13 protein-coding genes are annotated in these 16,789 nt (G+C 66.5%); 4 read left to right on the forward strand and 9 right to left on the reverse strand.

Annotation, left to right across the window (positions count from 1 at the left end; translation table 11 throughout):
- Nucleotides 1–29: 29 nt before the first annotated feature.
- Entirely contained in the window at nucleotides 30–2,561 is a 2,532-nt protein-coding gene (locus CSQ95_RS06230) for an ABC transporter permease (RefSeq protein ID WP_099408886.1), read from the forward strand.
- Here the strand turns inward: CSQ95_RS06230 and CSQ95_RS06235 are convergent.
- Nucleotides 2,558–3,565 carry a response regulator gene (locus tag CSQ95_RS06235; protein WP_099408887.1) on the reverse strand — a complete coding sequence of 336 codons (1,008 nt, stop codon included), beginning with the start codon at nucleotides 3,563–3,565 and terminating at the stop codon, nucleotides 2,558–2,560. The genes CSQ95_RS06230 and CSQ95_RS06235 overlap by 4 nt on opposite strands.
- Before the next feature lie 3 nt (nucleotides 3,566–3,568).
- Nucleotides 3,569–4,921 carry a HAMP domain-containing sensor histidine kinase gene (locus CSQ95_RS06240; RefSeq protein WP_257217965.1) on the reverse strand — a complete coding sequence of 451 codons (1,353 nt, stop codon included), beginning with the start codon at nucleotides 4,919–4,921 and terminating at the stop codon, nucleotides 3,569–3,571.
- Nucleotides 4,922–5,053: 132 nt separating this feature from the next.
- Here CSQ95_RS06240 and cqsA point away from each other — a divergent pair, with 132 nt between their 5' ends.
- Nucleotides 5,054–6,298 carry an alpha-hydroxyketone-type quorum-sensing autoinducer synthase gene (cqsA, locus tag CSQ95_RS06245; protein ID WP_070224548.1) on the forward strand — a complete coding sequence of 415 codons (1,245 nt, stop codon included), beginning with the start codon at nucleotides 5,054–5,056 and terminating at the stop codon, nucleotides 6,296–6,298.
- Between the two features lie 6 nt (nucleotides 6,299–6,304).
- Here cqsA and CSQ95_RS06250 read toward each other — a convergent pair whose 3' ends face one another.
- The 3 genes from CSQ95_RS06250 to CSQ95_RS06260 are packed head-to-tail and all read right to left on the reverse strand — an operon-like array spanning nucleotide 6,305 to nucleotide 8,458.
- Nucleotides 6,305–6,772, reverse strand: coding sequence for a MarR family winged helix-turn-helix transcriptional regulator (locus CSQ95_RS06250; RefSeq protein ID WP_070312152.1), 468 nt, complete (start codon nucleotides 6,770–6,772; stop codon nucleotides 6,305–6,307).
- Between the two features lie 57 nt (nucleotides 6,773–6,829).
- A complete protein-coding gene (locus CSQ95_RS06255; RefSeq protein ID WP_070312151.1) occupies nucleotides 6,830–7,177 on the reverse strand; it encodes a GIY-YIG nuclease family protein in 348 nt (115 codons plus the stop codon).
- Nucleotides 7,178–7,189: 12 nt separating this feature from the next.
- Nucleotides 7,190–8,458, reverse strand: a complete 1,269-nt coding sequence (locus tag CSQ95_RS06260; RefSeq protein WP_099408888.1) for an MFS transporter — start codon at nucleotides 8,456–8,458, stop codon at nucleotides 7,190–7,192.
- Between the two features lie 133 nt (nucleotides 8,459–8,591).
- On the opposite strand from CSQ95_RS06260, the gene CSQ95_RS06265 reads away from it, so the two are divergent.
- Nucleotides 8,592–8,987, forward strand: coding sequence for a group II truncated hemoglobin (locus tag CSQ95_RS06265; RefSeq protein WP_070289162.1), 396 nt, complete (start codon nucleotides 8,592–8,594; stop codon nucleotides 8,985–8,987).
- A gap of 4 nt (nucleotides 8,988–8,991) precedes the next feature.
- Nucleotides 8,992–10,368, forward strand: coding sequence for a DNA recombination protein RmuC (rmuC, locus tag CSQ95_RS06270; protein WP_099408889.1), 1,377 nt, complete (start codon nucleotides 8,992–8,994; stop codon nucleotides 10,366–10,368).
- Between the two features lie 9 nt (nucleotides 10,369–10,377).
- Here rmuC and CSQ95_RS29610 read toward each other — a convergent pair whose 3' ends face one another.
- From CSQ95_RS29610 to CSQ95_RS06295, 4 genes are all read right to left on the reverse strand, one after another.
- Nucleotides 10,378–11,289 carry an MHFG family PEP-CTERM protein gene (locus CSQ95_RS29610; protein WP_257217966.1) on the reverse strand — a complete coding sequence of 304 codons (912 nt, stop codon included), beginning with the start codon at nucleotides 11,287–11,289 and terminating at the stop codon, nucleotides 10,378–10,380.
- 262 nt (nucleotides 11,290–11,551) lie between these two features.
- Nucleotides 11,552–13,405, reverse strand: coding sequence for a gephyrin-like molybdotransferase Glp (gene glp / locus CSQ95_RS06285; RefSeq protein ID WP_257217967.1), 1,854 nt, complete (start codon nucleotides 13,403–13,405; stop codon nucleotides 11,552–11,554).
- 62 nt (nucleotides 13,406–13,467) lie between these two features.
- Nucleotides 13,468–14,589: a GTP 3',8-cyclase MoaA gene (gene moaA / locus CSQ95_RS06290; protein WP_099408893.1), complete on the reverse strand. Its 1,122-nt coding sequence runs from the start codon at nucleotides 14,587–14,589 to the stop codon at nucleotides 13,468–13,470.
- Between the two features lie 99 nt (nucleotides 14,590–14,688).
- A complete protein-coding gene (locus CSQ95_RS06295; protein ID WP_180278971.1) occupies nucleotides 14,689–16,788 on the reverse strand; it encodes an HlyD family efflux transporter periplasmic adaptor subunit in 2,100 nt (699 codons plus the stop codon).
- Nucleotide 16,789: the final 1 nt, after the last annotated feature.

Here is a 16,789-nt window from a genome sequence, read left to right on the forward strand (position 1 = left end):
CAACCAACTCGCATAAAGACCCGCCGCCCATGTTCCGCCTCTCCCTGAAAATGACCGGCCGCGACTGGCGCGCCGGGCAACTGCGTTTCCTGCTCGTCGCGCTGATCGTCGCCGTGGCGGCCCTGTCGGCCGTCGGCTTCTTCGTCGACCGCCTGCGCGCGGGCCTGAACCGCGACGCGCACCAGCTGCTGGGGGCCGACCTCGTCATCAGCGCCGACCAGCCCGTCAATGCGGCCTGGCGCGCCGAAGCGCAGAAGCGCGGTTTTATCCTGGCCGACACGGTGACGTTCCCCAGCATGGCGCAGGCGGGCGAGGGCGAGCGATCGCTGTCGCAACTGGCGTCCATCAAGGCCGTCTCGCCCGGCTACCCGCAGCGGGGCAAGCTGAAAATCACGACCAAAGCGAGCGAAGCGCAGGATGCCGTGGGCCAGCCGACGGACCAAGTGCCCGCACCGGGTACCCTGTGGGTCGATGCGGCGATCCTGTCCAGCCTGAACGCGAAGCTGGGCGACACCCTGACCTTGGGCGACAAGGCCTTTACCGTCACGCAACTGATCGCCAGCGAACCGGACCGCGGCGCATCGTTCCTCAATTTCGCCCCGAGGGTGATGCTGCCCTTGAGCGACCTGGCCGCCACGGCGCTGGTGCAGAACGGCTCGCGCGTGTCGTACCGGCTGCTGCTGTCGGCGCCGCCCGCCAAGGCGGCCGAGCTTGCGCAATATCAAACCTCGCTGGAAAGCCAGATCAAGGCGCAGTCAATAAAAGGCGTGCGCATCGAATCGCTGGAATCGGGCAGCCCGCAGATGCAATCGACCCTGGACCGCGCCGACCGTTTTCTGTCCCTCGTCGGCCTGCTGTCGGCCATGCTGGCGGCCGTCGCCGTGGCCATGGCGGCGCGCCGCTTCATGCTGCGGCACCTCGACGCCTGCGCCATGCTGCGCTGCCTGGGCTTGACGCAAAACCAGGTCACGGCCATGTACGTGATCGAATTTTTATTGGTGGGCCTGGTGGGCAGCGTGATCGGCGTGCTGGTGGGCTTCGGCGGCCACCTGGTGCTGCTGGAGTTGCTGGGCAAGCTCGTGCAGAGCGACTTGCCGCCCGTCTCCATGCTGCCCGCGCTGCAGGGCGTGGCAACCGGCATGCTGCTGTTGCTGGGCTTTGCCCTGCCGCCGATTTTGCAGTTGCGCAATGTCCCGCACAACCGCGTGATCCGCCGCGAACAGGAGCCGCCGCAGGCGCTGGCCCTGGCCACCTACGGCCTCGGCATTGCCGCCTTCGTCGTGCTGCTGTTGTGGCAGGCGGGCGACGTGAAACTGGCCTTGCTGACGGCGGCCGGCTTCCTCGGCGGCTTCGCGCTGTTCGGCCTGGCCGGCTGGCTGGGCATCAAGTCGCTGAAAAGCCTGCGCGGCGCCTTCAAGCATCAGGGCTGGCGCTTTGCCGTCACGTCATTGCAGCGCCGCCCGGGCGCCACCGTCATCCAGGTGGTGTCGCTGGCCTTGGGCCTGATGGCCTTGCTGCTGCTGACGGTGGTGCGCGGCGACCTGATGGTGGCCTGGCGCAACGCCACGCCGCCCGATGCGCCGAACCGCTTCATGATCAATATCCTGCCCGAGCAGAAGGACCCGATCGCCGCGCGCCTGGCGCAGGCGGGCGTGGCCAATGCGCCTTTGTATCCGATGATACGCGGGCGCCTGGTGGCCGTGAACGGCAACGCCATCACGGAAAGCACGTACGAGGATGACCGCGCCAAGGGCCTGGCCGACCGCGAATTCAATCTGTCGACGATGGCCACGATGCAGGAAGAAAACAAGCTCGTGGCCGGCAAGTGGTTCAGCGACAAGCCCGGCGCGCCGGCGGAAGCGTCGGTGGAGGAGGGCATCGCCAAGACATTGAAGCTGAAGCTGGGCGACAAGCTGCGCTTCGACATCGCCGGCCAGAGCGTCGAAGCGGCGATCACGAGTCTGCGCAAGCTGGAATGGGGTTCGATGCGCGTCAATTTCTTTGTCATCATCAATCCGGCCGCCATGGCGGACACGCCGCAGACGTGGATCACGGCCTTCCACCTGCCGCCTGCGCAGGCGGACCTGGGCAACGCCCTGCTGCGCGACTATCCGAATTTGACGGTGGTCGATGTGGGCGGCGTGCTCAAACAAATCCAGGGCGTGCTGGACCAGGTGGTGACGGCCGTCGAATTCCTGTTTGCCTTTACCTTGGCCTCGGGCTTGCTGGTGCTGTATGCGGCCTTGATGGGCTCGCAGGACGAGCGCACGCGCGAAGCGGGACTGCTGCGCGCCCTGGGCGCCACGCGGCGCCAGCTGGCGCAGGCGCAGCTGATCGAGTTTTCCCTCGTCGGCGCGCTGGCCGGCTTGCTGGCGGCATCGGGCGCGGCGGCCATGGGCTGGGCGCTGGCGACGTACCAGTTCAAGTTCGCCTGGAGCTTCGCGCCGGGCGTGTGGGCCTTTGGCCTGCTGGCCGGCGCCCTGTGCGCGATCGCCGGCGGCTGGCTGGGCTTGCGCAATGTCCTGAAACATCCGCCGCTACAGACCTTAAGGGAAGGCTAAACACTGACGCCGTCGCCCGCGCCCGCGCGTAGAAATTGCGCGTAGGACATCACCGGTTGTCCCAGCTGGTGCGCCGGCACGTCGAACAGGGCCCAGAAATAGGTCACGCCGCCCAGGCAGATGGTGGGCGCGGCGCAGTAGCGAAACCAGTTCTCGCCTATCTGCGCTGCGTACATGCCGTCGCTGTCGGCGTCGGAAAAGTAGGGAATCACGCGCATTTCCAGCAGGGCCAGCAGCAATGACTCGGGCGCGTCGCTGTCGCGCGCCATTTCATACTGCGTGTGCAGGCTGCGTTCCGTCTCGATGATCATCAGCTTGGCGTGGCCGTCGCGCGTGAAGAACAGGATGCCGCTGGGATTGGGGAAAATATAAAACTCGACGAAGCCGTGGCGCTGGCACAGCTCGTGCACGACGGCGGCCAGCGCCTCGTCTTGCAGGAAACTGTAGTCGTGCAGCATCAGCAGATCGCGCACGGTTTCCGATTGCTGCAGGAAGAATTCGCGCTGCAGGGCAACGATTTCCTGTTCCAGGATGTCGAGCGCATCGTCGTCGCTCTTCTTGATGTAGCGGTCGATCAAGCCCCGGTTGAAGGCCGTCACGGCCACCTTTTCATCGGCCGCGCCCGTAAATAGAATCTTCTTGCACGGCAAGTCGCGCACGGCCTGGCAGAATTCCAGGCCATTCATCTGCGGCATCGAATAATCGACCACCAGCACGGAAGGCACGGCAAAGCGCTGCGCCTGGCCGCTGATGCGCCAGATGCGTTCGATGTCGAGCGCCACGTTGCACTGGTCGGGCGGCAGGTTTTGCGTGTCGAAATTGACGTGCAGCGGCGTCTCGCCCGGCTGCGTACTCTGGCGCAGCCAGTGCAGCGCGCTGCTCGTGTCGTGGAAAGTCTTGCGCGCCAGGCCGGGATCGAGCTGGAACGCCAGGCTTTTCAGGAAGGAATCGCTGTCGTCGATCAATACGGTCAGGGTCGGATGGGTGTAGACGGGCAGTTGCATGCGTCACCTCGCGCGGTGGATGGATGGAAAACGGTTGTGCGTGGGCACGGGCAGGGGCTGGGGAAATTCCAGCACGAAGATGGCGTAGGCGCCTTCGCGCGCGACGCAGCGGATGCGTGCCTGCCAGGCTTGCATGATTTGCCGGCACAGGGCCAGGCCGATGCCGCTGCCGTTATGCGAGGGATACGAATAGAAGCGGTCGAAGATCAGCGGCAAGCGGCTGGTGGCGATGCCGCAGCCCGTGTCGATGAACAGCAGGCGCGGCACGGGATGGGCGCCATCGATGATGATGCGCACTCTTCCCTTGCCGGCGCGGTGGATGCTTTTCAAGGCATTGCGCAGCAGGTTCAGCAGGATGACCACGCACAGTTCCGACTGGCCGGGAAACGTGAAATCGGCGCGCACGTCGACCTTGACGATGTCGCGCTGGGCCGTGCTGGTAAATGGGTAGCGGCGCAGCACGGCCGTCACGCTGTCGTGCATGGCCACCGCCTCGTTGGCTTCGAGCTTGCGGTTGACGGCGCTGGCGCTGAGCAGGAACAGATCGATCATGTGGTGCATATGGCGCACTTCGAACTGGATGCGCGCCAGCGCTTCCCGGCTGGCCTCGTCCGGCGGCTGCCCTTGCAGGTTTTGCTGCAGGCCGCGCTGCAGGCCGCGCACGTTTGCCTCGACGCTGACGAGGGGCGTGCGCAATTCGTGCGCCACGCTGCCCAGGCCGGCCGCCAGCCCGGCCAGTTTCTCCTGCGCGCCCACGTTGCGGCCCACCTTGACGACGGACAGCACGGCAATCGTGAACCAGTGCACGGGCAATTGCTGCAAGACGTCGCGGCTGAGCAGGAAGGCGGGATCGCCGGCCACGGCAAACGCCAGGCAAGCCAGCAGGGTGCCGCCCAGGTAGGCCAGCACGGCGATGCGCGTATCGAAGTGAAACAGCACGACCAGCGCCACCAGCAGTGAATGCATCCACAGCGTCGAGGCGTGGTTCATCAGGAACATATATGTAAAGAAAAACGGCAGTTCGAAGGTCAGCCCCAGGAACAGGTAGACGCTGAACCAGGTATTGCTGAAGCGGCCGGGCCACAGCGCGGGCAGGAACAGCAGCGCCGCCACCGTGCGCAGCAGCGGCGATTCGTATTCTTGCGGAAAGAAGTAATGCCACAGCGCGTAGTACAGGGGCATGCCCAGTGCACCGATGAGCGCCAGGGTGCGCACCTGCGCACGCCGCACGGGCGTGTGTTCGATGGCGTCGTGGAAATGCAGGAAAGGCTGGAGCAGCTTGCCTTGCCACCGTTTTCCGGAAGGGGACTGCGCATGCATCATGATCAGGGGGGCGTGTTCGTTGAGGCTTATCAATGCAACATGATCGGCGGGTTCCCTCTGTATCAGCACAATATCGGCACAACTGTTGAGCTGTATCAAACTCTTGCCGGATGACTCGCGCATGTTGGACGCGGTAGTTCCCACCGCAACCAATCAGGAGTCCCTATGTCACACGCCCTTTCCCCTCTGTCGTCCCGCGCCATCCATGCCGAGCAACGGATGCCCGCCTTCGTGCGCGCGCGCATGGATGAGCACTATGTCGAGCGCATCGAGAAGCTGCTCGGCGGCGAACACCTGCATGAATGGCAAGCCGTGCCGGCCGGTGCGGTCATGCTGGCAGGTAATGATTACCTGAACATCGCCGGCGAGGCGGCGCTGCTGGCGGCCCAGGCGCGCGTCTTGCAGGGCGGCGGCGCCATGCTGATGTCGTCCGTGTTCCTGCAGGAAGGCAGCCGCCAGCACCGGCTGGAACACAAGCTGGCGGATTTTCTCGGCAGCGAGGCGTGCGTGCTGGCGCAGTCGGGCTGGGCCGCCAACGTGGGCTTGCTGCAAAGCCTGGCCGGCCCCGGCATTCCCGTGTATCTGGACATGCAGGCGCATGCGTCGTTGTGGGAAGGCGTGCAATCGGCGCAAGCCGTGCCCGTCGCTTTCCTGCACAACGATGGCGCCCACCTGCAGCGCCAGCTCGACAAGCATGGCCCCGGCATCATCATCGTCGATGCGCTGTACAGCACCAACGGCAGCGTGGCGCCGCTGCTGGACATGGTGGAAATTGCCGAACGCAGCGGCAGCATGCTGATCGTCGACGAGTCGCACTCACTGGGCACGCACGGCCCGCAGGGCGCGGGGCTGGTGGCGGAGCTGGGCCTGGCCGAGCGCGTGCATTTCCGCACGGCGTCGCTGGCCAAGGCGTTCGCGGGGCGGGCGGGGCTGATTACCTGTTCGGCCCGTTTCAAGGGATATTTTTTGTCCGCTTCGCGGCCCGCCATCTTCAGTTCCTGCCTGCTCGAACACGAGCTGGCGTGGTTCGATGCGGCGCTCGACTTCATCCGCGCCGCCGATGGCCGCCGCGCCGCGCTGCACCGCCACAGCGTGCAGCTGCGCCAGGGGTTGACGGATCTCGGCTACAACGTCAGCGACGGCACCGAGCAGATCATCGCGCTGGAAGCGGGCAGCGAACCCGATACCTTGATCCTGCGCAAGGCGCTGGAACGGCACGGCATCTACGGCGCCGTCTTTTGCGCGCCGGCCACACCGAAGAACCGTTCGCTGGTGCGCCTGACCCTGAATGCGGGCTTGCGCGAGGACGAGTGCGCAAGGGTGCTGGCCGCCTGCGCCGCCATCCGCGACGAGACGGGCATGGCGCGCTGGCCATCGACGCGGCGCCTGCGCAAGCTGGCGCTGGTGTAGCGCGCGTCAGCCGTTCGCGGGCTGGTTGCCGGCGATCGTGCCCAGCAGCATGGACAGGGGCGCCAGCTGGTCCGCGCTGGCATTGCCCAGCAATTCCTGGCCCAGCGCCTGTGCCGTCGTATGCGCGTGCGCCAGCAATGCCAGTCCCGCTTCGGTGATGGCGGCGTAGCCGACGCGCGCATCGCGTGCATCGGCCTGGCGCGCCACCAGGCCAATTTTTTCCAGCGGCATCAGCGAGCGCGTGATGCCGGATGCCGTCAGCGCCAGGCGCTCGGCCAGGTCGATGCGGCGCAGGCGTCCGCCGGGCGCGCGCTGCAAGTGGTACAGCAATTGGTAATCGCTGAAGCTCAGGCCGTGCAGATTGCCCAGGATGCTGTCGAAGCGGCGCACGATGAGCGCCTGGGCGCGCGCCAGGCGCAGGCAAAAGTCCAGCGCGCCGCCGCCGTCCGGCGTCGGGAGAGTGTGTTCGGTCATGACATCCTTTTCATTTGCTGCGCAGTGCGTGAGTGCGCAAGTATAAAGCATGGCCGCTCAATAGCGTGCTTGTCCCTGTTCCAGCAGCTGCGCCTGGTGCAGCGCCAGCAGGGCGTCCAGCTCGGCGTCCGCATCGAAGGCGGGATCGGCGGATTGATCGACGGTGTCGATGATGTCGAAGCGGAAAGCCGCGGCGCCATCGCGCCGCCAGTCGGCCTGCAGCGCGGCATTGCGGTGCTTGCCCAGGTTCAGTTCGAAGCGGTGGCGGTTCAGCGTGCCGGGCGCGTTGCGGCTGCGTTCGAGCAAGGTGCATCCGCTGGGCAGGTGGCGCAGCGCGATGATGCCCAGCGCGGGCGCTTGTTGCCGGTAAGCTGCTTTCAAGGCTGCTTGCTGTGTTTTATCCATGTTGTGATTTCCTTAAGCTTGGGTGACGTAATCGGTGCTTGCGATGTGAGCAATATCCGTGAACAGGGCGGCGGCGATGGCGGCGGCCAGCAGCAAGGCGCCGCCGGCGCAGAACAGCTCGCCAACGCTCACGTGGCGCAGCAGCGCACCCGTGGCCGCCGCCGACAGGGGCGCCAGTCCCAGGAAGATGCCCATGAACACAGCCATCGCCCGGCCCAGCATAGCGGGCGCCACGCGCCGCTGTATCCAGGTAAAAATGGCCACCTGCACATAGCCGCCCAGTACTCCCGTGACGGCCAGCAGGGCCGCGCCGTGCCAGGCGCTGCTGATCTGTCCCAGCGCCATCAACAGGCAAGCCACGATGGCGTCGGCGGCCAGCAGGGTGGCGCCGAAATGGCGGCGCAGCCAGGCGCCGCCCAAGCTGGACGCCAGCATCCCGGCCAGGGTGCCGGCGCCGTGCGCGCCCATCAGCATGCCCAGCGCCGCGGCGCCGTGCAGGCGCTCGTTGGCCAGCACGGGCAAGGCGACTTGCAGCGGACCCATGACGAAGAAGGCCACCACGGCCCAGTAGGCATAGCAGCTGCGCAGGGGCAAGTCGCGCCACACCATGGCCAGGCCCGCCGCCATGTCGCGCCACATGCCTTGCGGCGCCGCAGCCGCAGCCAGGGGCCGCAGCCTGACTTGGCGCAAGGTCCACGCGGAAAACACAAACGTCAGCGCATCGATGGCGAAGGCGGCGGCCAGCGCCGCCATGGAGGTGTGCTGCCCGTTACCGTGGGCACCCAGCACGAGCGCCGCCAGCAACGGACCGGCCAGCAAGGACAACTGGCGCACACCCATCTGCAAGCCATTGGCTTTCTGCAATGATGCTGCAGGCACGGCTTGCGGCAGGATGGCCGTGCCGGCCGGAATGCCGAAGGCGGACGCGACGCCGAGCGCCAGCGCGGCCGCATACGCGAGCGCCAGGCTGCCCAGGTCCAGCACCAGCAGCCCCGACAGTGCCAGCAGGATGGCGGCGTTCGCATATTTGCTCAGCAGCAGCACGCGCCGGGGCGAATAACGGTCGGCGATGGTGCCGCCCAGCAAGATGAGCACGGCGCGCGGTGCGCCCATCAGGGCCACGGCGATACCGAGGCTGAGGCTATCGCCCGTCAGGCTCAGCACGAGCCAGGGCAGGGCCAGCAGGCTGAACTGATCGCCCAGCATGGAGACGAGTCCGCCGCCGAGCAGCCAGCGGAAGTTGGTATTGCGCAGCAAATCAGTGTCTGTGGCGGTTGGCATATTCGTCTTGTCCCTGTTTTTAAAATTGCATAGTAGTTGATAAAAGCTTGATTAGTCAAGTATATTGCCATTTATTGCGGCAGGGAGCGCTGGCGCTGCATGGAGCGCCGATGCTTGCGCTATCATGGCGGCCATGACTGATACCACTGCCCCCACCCTGTACGAGACCATCGGCGGCGCCCCCGTGCTGCGTGAAATGGTCGACCGTTTTTATGACTTGATGGAACTCGAACCCGAGTTCGCCGGCATCCGCGTCATGCATCCGCCCTCGACCGACGGCTCGCGCGACAAGCTGTATTTCTTCCTCACGGGCTGGATGGGCGGCCCGGATTTGTATATCGAGAAATTCGGCCACCCGCGCCTGCGCGCCCGTCACTTGCCCTACGCCATTGGCACCAGCGAGCGCGACCAGTGGCTGCGCGCCATGGCCTGGGCCATGGAAGACACGGGCATCGAAGAATCCTTGCGCGTGCGCCTGATGGAATCGTTCTATCAGACGGCCGACTGGATGCGCAACAAAGCTGACTGATCCCATGAGCCCAATCGAGTTCTACAGCCTGCTGGGCGCCGCCATCGCCGCCATCGTCCTGTTGTTCTTGCTGCTGCTGCGCCCCCGTGGCGCGGCCGGCGATGGCGCCACCACCCTGGCGCTGGTGCAGCAGCACCAGCAGCAAAGCCTGGAACGCATCGACCGGGTCGAGCGCGAAGTGCGGCTGCAATTGCAGGCATCGGCGCAAGCCACGCGGCAAGACCTGGCCGCCGGCCTGGCGCAATTCCAGGCGGCGACCCTGCAACAGCTCGACAGCCTGCGCACGCAGATGCAGGCGCAGGGGAAAGTCGGGCGCGAAGAACAGGCGCAAAGCCTGGCGCGCTTTGCCGAGAGCACGAATCAAACCCTGTCCCAGCTGACGGAATCGAATGCGCAGCGCATGCTGGAAGTGCGCGCCACCCTGGAGAACAAGATCCGCGACTTGCAGGCCGACAATGGCGCGCGGCTGGAAGAGATGCGCAAGACGGTCGACGAGAAACTGCACGCCACCCTGGAAACGCGGCTTTCCGCCTCGTTCCAGCAAGTGTCGGAGCGGCTGGAAAAAGTCCACCAGGGACTCGGCGAGATGCAGCAGCTGGCGCTGGGCGTGGGCGATTTGAAGCGGGTGCTCACCAACGTCAAGACGCGCGGCACCTGGGGCGAAGTGCAGCTGGAAATGCTGCTGGAGCAGGTACTTACTGTCGACCAGTACGCGAAGAACGTGGAAACGTTGCCGGGCAGCGGCGCGCGCGTGGAATTCGCCCTGAAGTTGCCGGGCATGGTCGATGGCGGTCCGCCCGTGTGGATGCCCATCGATGCGAAATTTCCCAAGGAACAGTACGAGCGCCTGGTCGAGGCGGCCGAGCGGGCCGATGCGGACGCCGTGGCCCTGGCCGGCCGCGAACTGGAGCGGGCCGTGCGGGGCGAAGCGAAAACCATCGCCGAGAAATACCTGGCGCCGCCGCTGACGACGGATTTCGCCATCCTCTTCCTGCCCACGGAAGGCCTGTATGCGGAAGTGCTGCGCCGCCCGGGCCTGGCCGACGAATTGCAGCGCGTGCACCGGGTCAGCATTGCCGGGCCATCCACCCTGACGGCCTTGCTCAACAGTCTGCAGATGGGTTTCCGCACCCTGGCGCTGGAAAAGCGCTCGTCCGAAGTGTGGCAAGTGCTGGGCGCCGTCAAGACGGAGTTCGGCAAGTTCGGCGACGTGCTGTCGCAAACCCGGCTGACCCTGGAAAAGGCGGCGAAGAATATCGAAAGCGCGGAAGTGCGCAGCCGGCAGATGGCGCGCAAATTGAAATCCGTGGAAGCCTTGCCGGGCGAGGCGGCCGCCTTGCTGCTGGGTAAGGCGGACGGCGGCGCCGGCGACGGCGAGTAGCGCGCCGCCTCAGGCCGCCCGCGCAGTGCGGCGGCGCAGCGCGCTGTAGCCGATCAGCGCCAGTCCCGCCAGCAGCATGCCCCAGGTTTGCGGTTCCGGCACGGCCGGCAAGACGGTCGGCACCGTCGGTGGCAAGCTAGGGATGATCACGGTGGGCGGCACGATGATGCTGCTGCCCCGGTCCGGCGGCACGCTTCCGCCACCACCACCACCACCGCCCATGCCGGCCGGCGGGCCGATATCGCTGACGGTACGCACGTAATCGAAGGGCAGGAAAGGAATGCTGGCCACCTCGGGCGGCATGGCGCCGCCCGTGAACGAGCCGCCGCGCAAGGCGTCGGGATTGTCGATCAGGGGCACGCCTGCCGTTTCCGGGGCGGCGGGCGCGGCGGCAGCGGGTGCTGCACCGCCGGGAGCGGCACCACCGGCCGCCGGCGGCGCCGACGCGGGCGCCTGCGTGATGCGGCTGACGTTGCGGCAAATCGTCGGCACCAGGATGCACTGGCCCTGCACGCAATACACGAGGCCCCGTTCCTGCATCTGCTCGTTCCAGCCCGCACGCGTGACGTTGCGGCAGACGCGGCCGGGGCCGAAATGCATGTCGCTGATGCGCGCGTTGTAATTGCCCTTGCCGCGGATGGCGTCGCGGCTGATCACCACGATCTCATCGTACTGGCGCGCGCGCATGCGCGCCTTCAATTGTTCGCGCACTGGCGGCGCGATATCCGTATAGCGGTCCACGGCCGCCACCACGTCACCCATGAACGGGTCGACGCCGGGACGGTTCCAGTTGCAGTTGTCCAGCACGTCGGCGCGAGCCACGCCTTTCGCATACGCGGGCAGGGGAGCCAGAGACAACATGCCGAATAGGACTGCCGCACCCAGCATGCAGGTGCTCGCCAACCATGGGCCGTGTTTCATTGTTAGTTTCCTCGTGAAAACAATATCAAAATTGAACTTTTGCGTGAGTTCGAATGTTATCACCGAAGAAACTTCAATATCAACTAATAAATGAAATTATTACAATTAGTGTTGTGTTTATTGATTTATTTTGACAAGAAATGATTAATATTTTTATCTCGGCAGGCGCAGGTGTGCCACGCAGGAGAAAATTGATTGCGAAGGGGAAATGCAAACGGCCCGCGCAGGGCGGGCCGTCAAGGAGAGGGGGAGGGCAGTTGCTTTACATCAGGCCATGGAACAGCACAACGTCGACGAGGTCGCCGGCCGCCACGTGGCCTTGCGCTTCATGCAGCACGATCATGCAATTGGCTTGCGTCATCGAGCGCAGGATGCCCGAGCCTTGTGCGCCCGTCACGCGCACGTGCTGGCGCCCGTCCGCGCCGCGCTCGACGATGCCGCGCTGGTATTCCGTGCGGCCCCGTTTCTTGCGGATCGGCGCTTGCGCCGCCACCTGCAGCAGGGGCAGGCTGGCCGTGTCCGTGTCCGCGTCGGCGCCCATCAGGCGCAGCAGGGTGGGGCGGGCGAGGAAATAAAACGCCGCCATCACGGCCACGGGGTTGCCGGGCAGGCCCAGCAGCAAGGCCGTGTCGCCCTCGCTGGCAATCCGGCCAAAGGCCATGGGGCGGCCCGGGCGCATGTTGATCTGCCAGAAGGCCACGTCGCCGAGGCGGGCCAGGATGTCGCGCGTAAAATCGGCCGCGCCGCTGGACACGCCGCCCGAGGTGATGATGACGTCGGCCTTGGCGCAGGCGCCGCGCAGGGCCGCTTCCAGCGCCTGCGGATTGTCCTTGACGATGCCCATGTCGAGCACCTCGCAGCCGAGGCGGGTCAGCATGCCCAGCAGGGTGTAGCGGTTGCTGTCGTAGATGCAGCCCGCATCGAGCGGCTCGCCGATCGAGCGCAATTCGTCGCCCGTGGAAAAGAAGGCCACGCGCAGGCGGCGGCGCACGGGGACGGCGGCGATGCCCAGCGAGGCCAGCAAGCCCAGTTCGGCCGGCCCGAGTATCTTGCCTTGCAGCAAGGCCGGCTGGCCCTGCATCAAGTCTTCGCCCTTGAAGCGGCGGTTGTCGCCGGGGCGGATGCTGTCCGGCGCCAGCGTGATGCTGGTTTCATTGACTTGCAGCACCAGTTCCTGCGGCACCACGCTGTCGCAGCCGTCGGGCATGACGGCGCCCGTCATGATGCGCGCGCATTGGCCGCGCTCCACTTTGACCGTGCCGGGACGGCCCGCCAGGATGGTGTCGACCACGACCAAAGTCACTGGCGTGCCGCCGCCCAGGTCGGCACCGTGCAGCGCATAGCCATCCATGGCGGAATTGTCGTGCGCGGGCACGCTGATGGGCGAGATGATGTCGGCCGCCAGCATGCGCCCGAACGCCTGCGGCAGCGGCAATTCCTCGATCCCGGTCACGGGCGCGACGGTGTCGGCCAGGATGGCTTGCGCCATCGGCACGCTCAATCCCCGCGCCTGCAAGGCGGCCAGCTCGTCCGGGGTATTGATGTTGCCGAACGCGGCGCCATCCTCGAACAGCACTTCGGCCAGCTTCAAGGGGCCGTGCCAGGTGCGCATGCGGCGTTCGCCGCCGCGCAGGTAGGCATCGAGCTGGGGCAGGGCGGCAGTCTTGACGAGACAGAAGACGGGGTGCGGCCGGCGCACGGCCGATCCCGTCGCCGGATCGGTTTCCTCGGTGACGGCGATGGCGAGGTCGGCATCGTTTTCGACCAGGCCGGCGGCCAGGCGCGCGGCCAAGTCGGGCGGCAGCAGGGGCGAATCGCACGGCACGGTGAGCAGGTAGGGCGTGCCGGCGTGCCGCATGCCGCTGTGTAAACCTGCCAGCGGACCCAGCTGGCCCGGCAGCACGTCCGGCCAGACTGGCAGGCCGAAGCGCGCGTAATCGCCTGCATCGGCGTGGACGCTGATGGCCAGCTGGCCCACTTGCGGCGCCAGGCGCTGCAGCACGTGGCGCGCCAGGGGCTGGCCATGCAGGGGCAGCATGCCCTTGTCGCGCTGGCCCATGCGCGTGCCCAGGCCGCCGGCCAGGATCAGGCCGGTAATGTCGTGTTTGTTGATCATGTCAGGTAGGAAAATGGGTGCATGCGCCATGGTAGCAGCGGCGGGCGTGCGCCGCGCCCGATTCAGCCGCCGATGTACGACATTTCCACTTTCTTTTTACCGTGCTCAAGCGCGCCGCCCGTCAAATCCGTCTGGCTGGTGCGCAATTGCGAATAGCGGTCGCCGCGGCCGCGCCACAGCTGCGCCACGGCCGAGGAAATTTCCGCGTCGCTGTGGCCGCCGCGCAGCAGGCTGCGCAAGTCGTGGCCGCTGCTGGCGAACAGACACGTGTACAGCTTGCCTTCGGTCGAGAGGCGGGCGCGGCTGCAGTCGGCGCAGAACGCTTGCGTGACGCTGGAAATGAGGCCGATTTCGCCGCCGCCATCGGCGTAGCGCCAGCGCGCCGCCGTCTCGCCCGTGTAGTTCGGGTCGATGGGCAGCAAGGGCATGTGTTCGCCGATACGACGCACCACCTCGGCCGACGGGATGACTTCCTGCAAGTTCCAGCCGTTCGAGGCGCCCACGTCCATGTATTCGATGAAGCGCAAGATGTAGGGCGTGCCCTTGAAGTGGCGCGCCATGGGCACGATTTCCTGCTCGTTCATGCCGGCCTTGACGACCATGTTGATCTTGATCGGTCCCAGACCCGCCGCATGCGCGGCATCGATGCCTTGCAGCACGTCGGCCACGGCGAAATCGACGTCGTTCATGCGCTTGAAGGTGGCGTCGTCGAGCGAATCGAGCGACACGGTGACGCGGTTCAGGCCCGCATCCTTCAAGGCTTGCGCCTTTCTGGCCAGCAAGGAACCGTTGGTCGTCAGGGTCAGGTCCAGCGGCTGGCCCGACGGCGTGCGCAGTGCGGCCAGCATGGCGATGAGCTTTTCGATATTCTTGCGCAGCAGCGGCTCGCCGCCCGTCAGGCGGATCTTTTCCACGCCATGCGCGACGAACAGGCGCGCGATGCGCGTGATTTCCTCGAACGACAGCAAATCCGTGTGCGGCAGATACACGTGGTTCTTGTCGAACACGTCCTTGGGCATGCAGTACACGCAACGGAAATTGCAGCGGTCGGTGATCGAGATGCGCAAGTCGTGCAGGGGCCGGCCCAGTTGATCGTTCAGCAGGCCTGTTGGCGCTTCCAGGGCGGCCGGGATGGCCGGAGCGGCCCGTCGCCGTTCCGTCATCATGATGATTTTTTCTGACATGAGCCTAATAATCTTGCTGTTTTTCTAATTCCGGCGCCGCATAAGGGCCGCCGGATTCGCTAACCATACCACGATCGGGGCGCGGTCGTCGGCGGCCGGCTAGAAACCCGCTTCGCGGCGCGCCACGCCCGCGGCCGCGCGCAGGAAACGCCATGCCGGCGCTTCCCATTCCCCGGCGATGGCGACCCTGCCGCGCCAGGCAGGGCTGCTGGCCGGCAGTTCGGCGTCCGCATCGAGCAGCACCCGGTACACGGCCTGTTCGGGATACAGCACGCCGTTCTTTTCGCGCACCAGCACGTCGCCGCCGAACAGCGCCGCCAGTTCCGGCTCGTTCAGGGTGCGGCTGGCATCGCGGTCGATGCTGGCCACGGTCAGGCGCAGGGCGGGGCCGGCCAGGCCGTCGGCGAGGAACAGGGCACGGTCGCCGCGCGCGATGCGCCGCACGGCATCCTGGTCGACGTAGGTCACCACCTGCCAGCGCCCGGCGCCCACCAGCGAACCCAGATATTCCTGCCCTTTGAGCCATTCGCCGGGCCGCAGGTCGGGATCGACGTCGACCAGCACGCCCGCGAACGGCGCCAGCGGCCGGTAGCGCTGCAAGTCCGCGCCCACCGTCGCATGCTCGGCGCTGGCGTAGGCCAGCTGGTCGTTCAGCACTTGCCAGTCCTTGCGGCTGGCGACGTCCAGGCCCGCCGCTGCCGATTGCCATGCCAGCAAGTCCTGGCGCGCGCCCGTCTCGCCTTCGCGCAGCGCCAGTTCGGGCGATGACAGGCGCAGCAGGGACTGGCCGGCGGCGACGCGCTGGCCATTGGCCACCGGCAGCGCTTCGAGCGCCGCGTGCGCGGGCGCGTAGAGCGCCAGGCGCGTCTGCGGCTGCAGCACGCCGGAGGTCAGCACCCGGTCCGGCCATGGCAGCATCAGCAGCAGCGCAAGCAGCGCGGCCAGGCCGGCGCTGCGCCAGGCGCGGCGGCTGTGCCGCAGGGCGTCGCGACGCGAGCGCCACACCTGCAGTTCGCGCCACAGCGGCAGCGCGACAAACCAGCAGATCTCGACGAGGAACAGCAGGATGCCGACGGCCTTGATGAAGAAGTGGTACACGAGTGCGGCGATGCCCAGAAACAGCACCAGCCGGTAGATCCATACGGCCCAGGCGAACAGGATCAGGCCGGCGCGCCGGCGCGGCGGAAACGATTCCGGCGCCGGCTCGTTCAGCGCGAACAGGCGTTCGCGCAAGTCCCAGCGGGCCAGCGCGAATGCGCGGCTGTGCAGGTTGGGCAGGCCCAGGTAATCGGACAGCAGGAAGTAGCCGTCAAAGCGCATGAAGGGACTGGCATTGATGGCCACGGTGGTGATCCAGGTGGTGGTCGAAAGCAGGAAGGCGACCTGCTTGGGGCCGCCATCGGGCAGCCAGGTCCAGGCCAGCGTGGCCCAGGCGGCGATCATCAGTTCCGTCATGATGCCGGCGCCCGCCACGGCCAGGCGCTGCTCGCGGCGCGCCAGCTTCCACACTTCGTTGGTGTCCGTGTACGCCACGGGCCACATCACCAGGAAGGCCAGGCCCATGGTCGGCACGCGGCAGCCGTAGCGCTTGGCCGTCAGCGCGTGGCCCATCTCATGGCAGACCTTGGCGAAGGTGATGGCGGCGCCGTACAGCAGGGCACCATGCCAGCTCAGCGTGTCGAGCAGGGTGGCGGAAAAGCGTTCCCAGTCGCGGTAGGCGCCGGCCACTCCCAGCAGGCCGGCGGCCAGCGTCAGCCAGCGGAAGGCGGGCGAAAACAGCCACCCGAGGCGCGGCGCGAGCCAGTCCAGCCAGCGGTCCGGACGCACCAGCGGGATGCGGAAAAACAGGTAGTTATGCAGCAGCCATTGCTGCCAGCTGCCGCGCTGGCGCTGGCGCGTGGCCGCCATCGCCGCCGCGGTGCCCTGGCGCGGCTGCAGCAGCTGCTGCTCGCGCAGGAAGTCGAGCAGGCGCTCGATGGCGCCGCCATCGAGTTGCAGGGTGGTGCTTTGGTTGATGTCGTCGATGAGGGCCTGGGCGTCGTTGTTCTCCCAGCGGCGCAGCATCTCGAAGCTGGGCCAGTCGAGCTGGAAGAACAGGTTGCGCACGGGGTCGTGCAAGGTCCAGCTGGGCTGGCCGTCGGGCAGGCGTGGGCCGGCATGGATGGACAGCTCCTGGCGCAGCAAGGGTAAGGCGTGCATG

The organism is Janthinobacterium sp. BJB304 (assembly GCF_002735765.1).
GTDB lineage: Bacteria > Pseudomonadota > Gammaproteobacteria > Burkholderiales > Burkholderiaceae_D > Janthinobacterium.

Coding starts and splice junctions, on each gene's coding strand:
- glp (WP_257217967.1), bottom strand. CDS start 13,405: ATGATCAACAAACACGACATTACCGGCCTGATCCTGGCCGGCGGCCTG.
- moaA (WP_099408893.1), bottom strand. CDS start 14,589: ATGTCAGAAAAAATCATCATGATGACGGAACGGCGACGGGCCGCTCCG.
- CSQ95_RS06255 (WP_070312151.1), bottom strand. CDS start 7,177: ATGGATAAAACACAGCAAGCAGCCTTGAAAGCAGCTTACCGGCAACAA.
- CSQ95_RS06265 (WP_070289162.1), top strand. CDS start 8,592: ATGACTGATACCACTGCCCCCACCCTGTACGAGACCATCGGCGGCGCC.
- CSQ95_RS06295 (WP_180278971.1), bottom strand. CDS start 16,788: ATGCACGCCTTACCCTTGCTGCGCCAGGAGCTGTCCATCCATGCCGGC.
- CSQ95_RS06235 (WP_099408887.1), bottom strand. CDS start 3,565: ATGCAACTGCCCGTCTACACCCATCCGACCCTGACCGTATTGATCGAC.
- rmuC (WP_099408889.1), top strand. CDS start 8,992: ATGAGCCCAATCGAGTTCTACAGCCTGCTGGGCGCCGCCATCGCCGCC.
- CSQ95_RS06260 (WP_099408888.1), bottom strand. CDS start 8,458: ATGCCAACCGCCACAGACACTGATTTGCTGCGCAATACCAACTTCCGC.
- CSQ95_RS29610 (WP_257217966.1), bottom strand. CDS start 11,289: ATGAAACACGGCCCATGGTTGGCGAGCACCTGCATGCTGGGTGCGGCA.
- CSQ95_RS06250 (WP_070312152.1), bottom strand. CDS start 6,772: ATGACCGAACACACTCTCCCGACGCCGGACGGCGGCGGCGCGCTGGAC.
- cqsA (WP_070224548.1), top strand. CDS start 5,054: ATGTCACACGCCCTTTCCCCTCTGTCGTCCCGCGCCATCCATGCCGAG.
- CSQ95_RS06230 (WP_099408886.1), top strand. CDS start 30: ATGTTCCGCCTCTCCCTGAAAATGACCGGCCGCGACTGGCGCGCCGGG.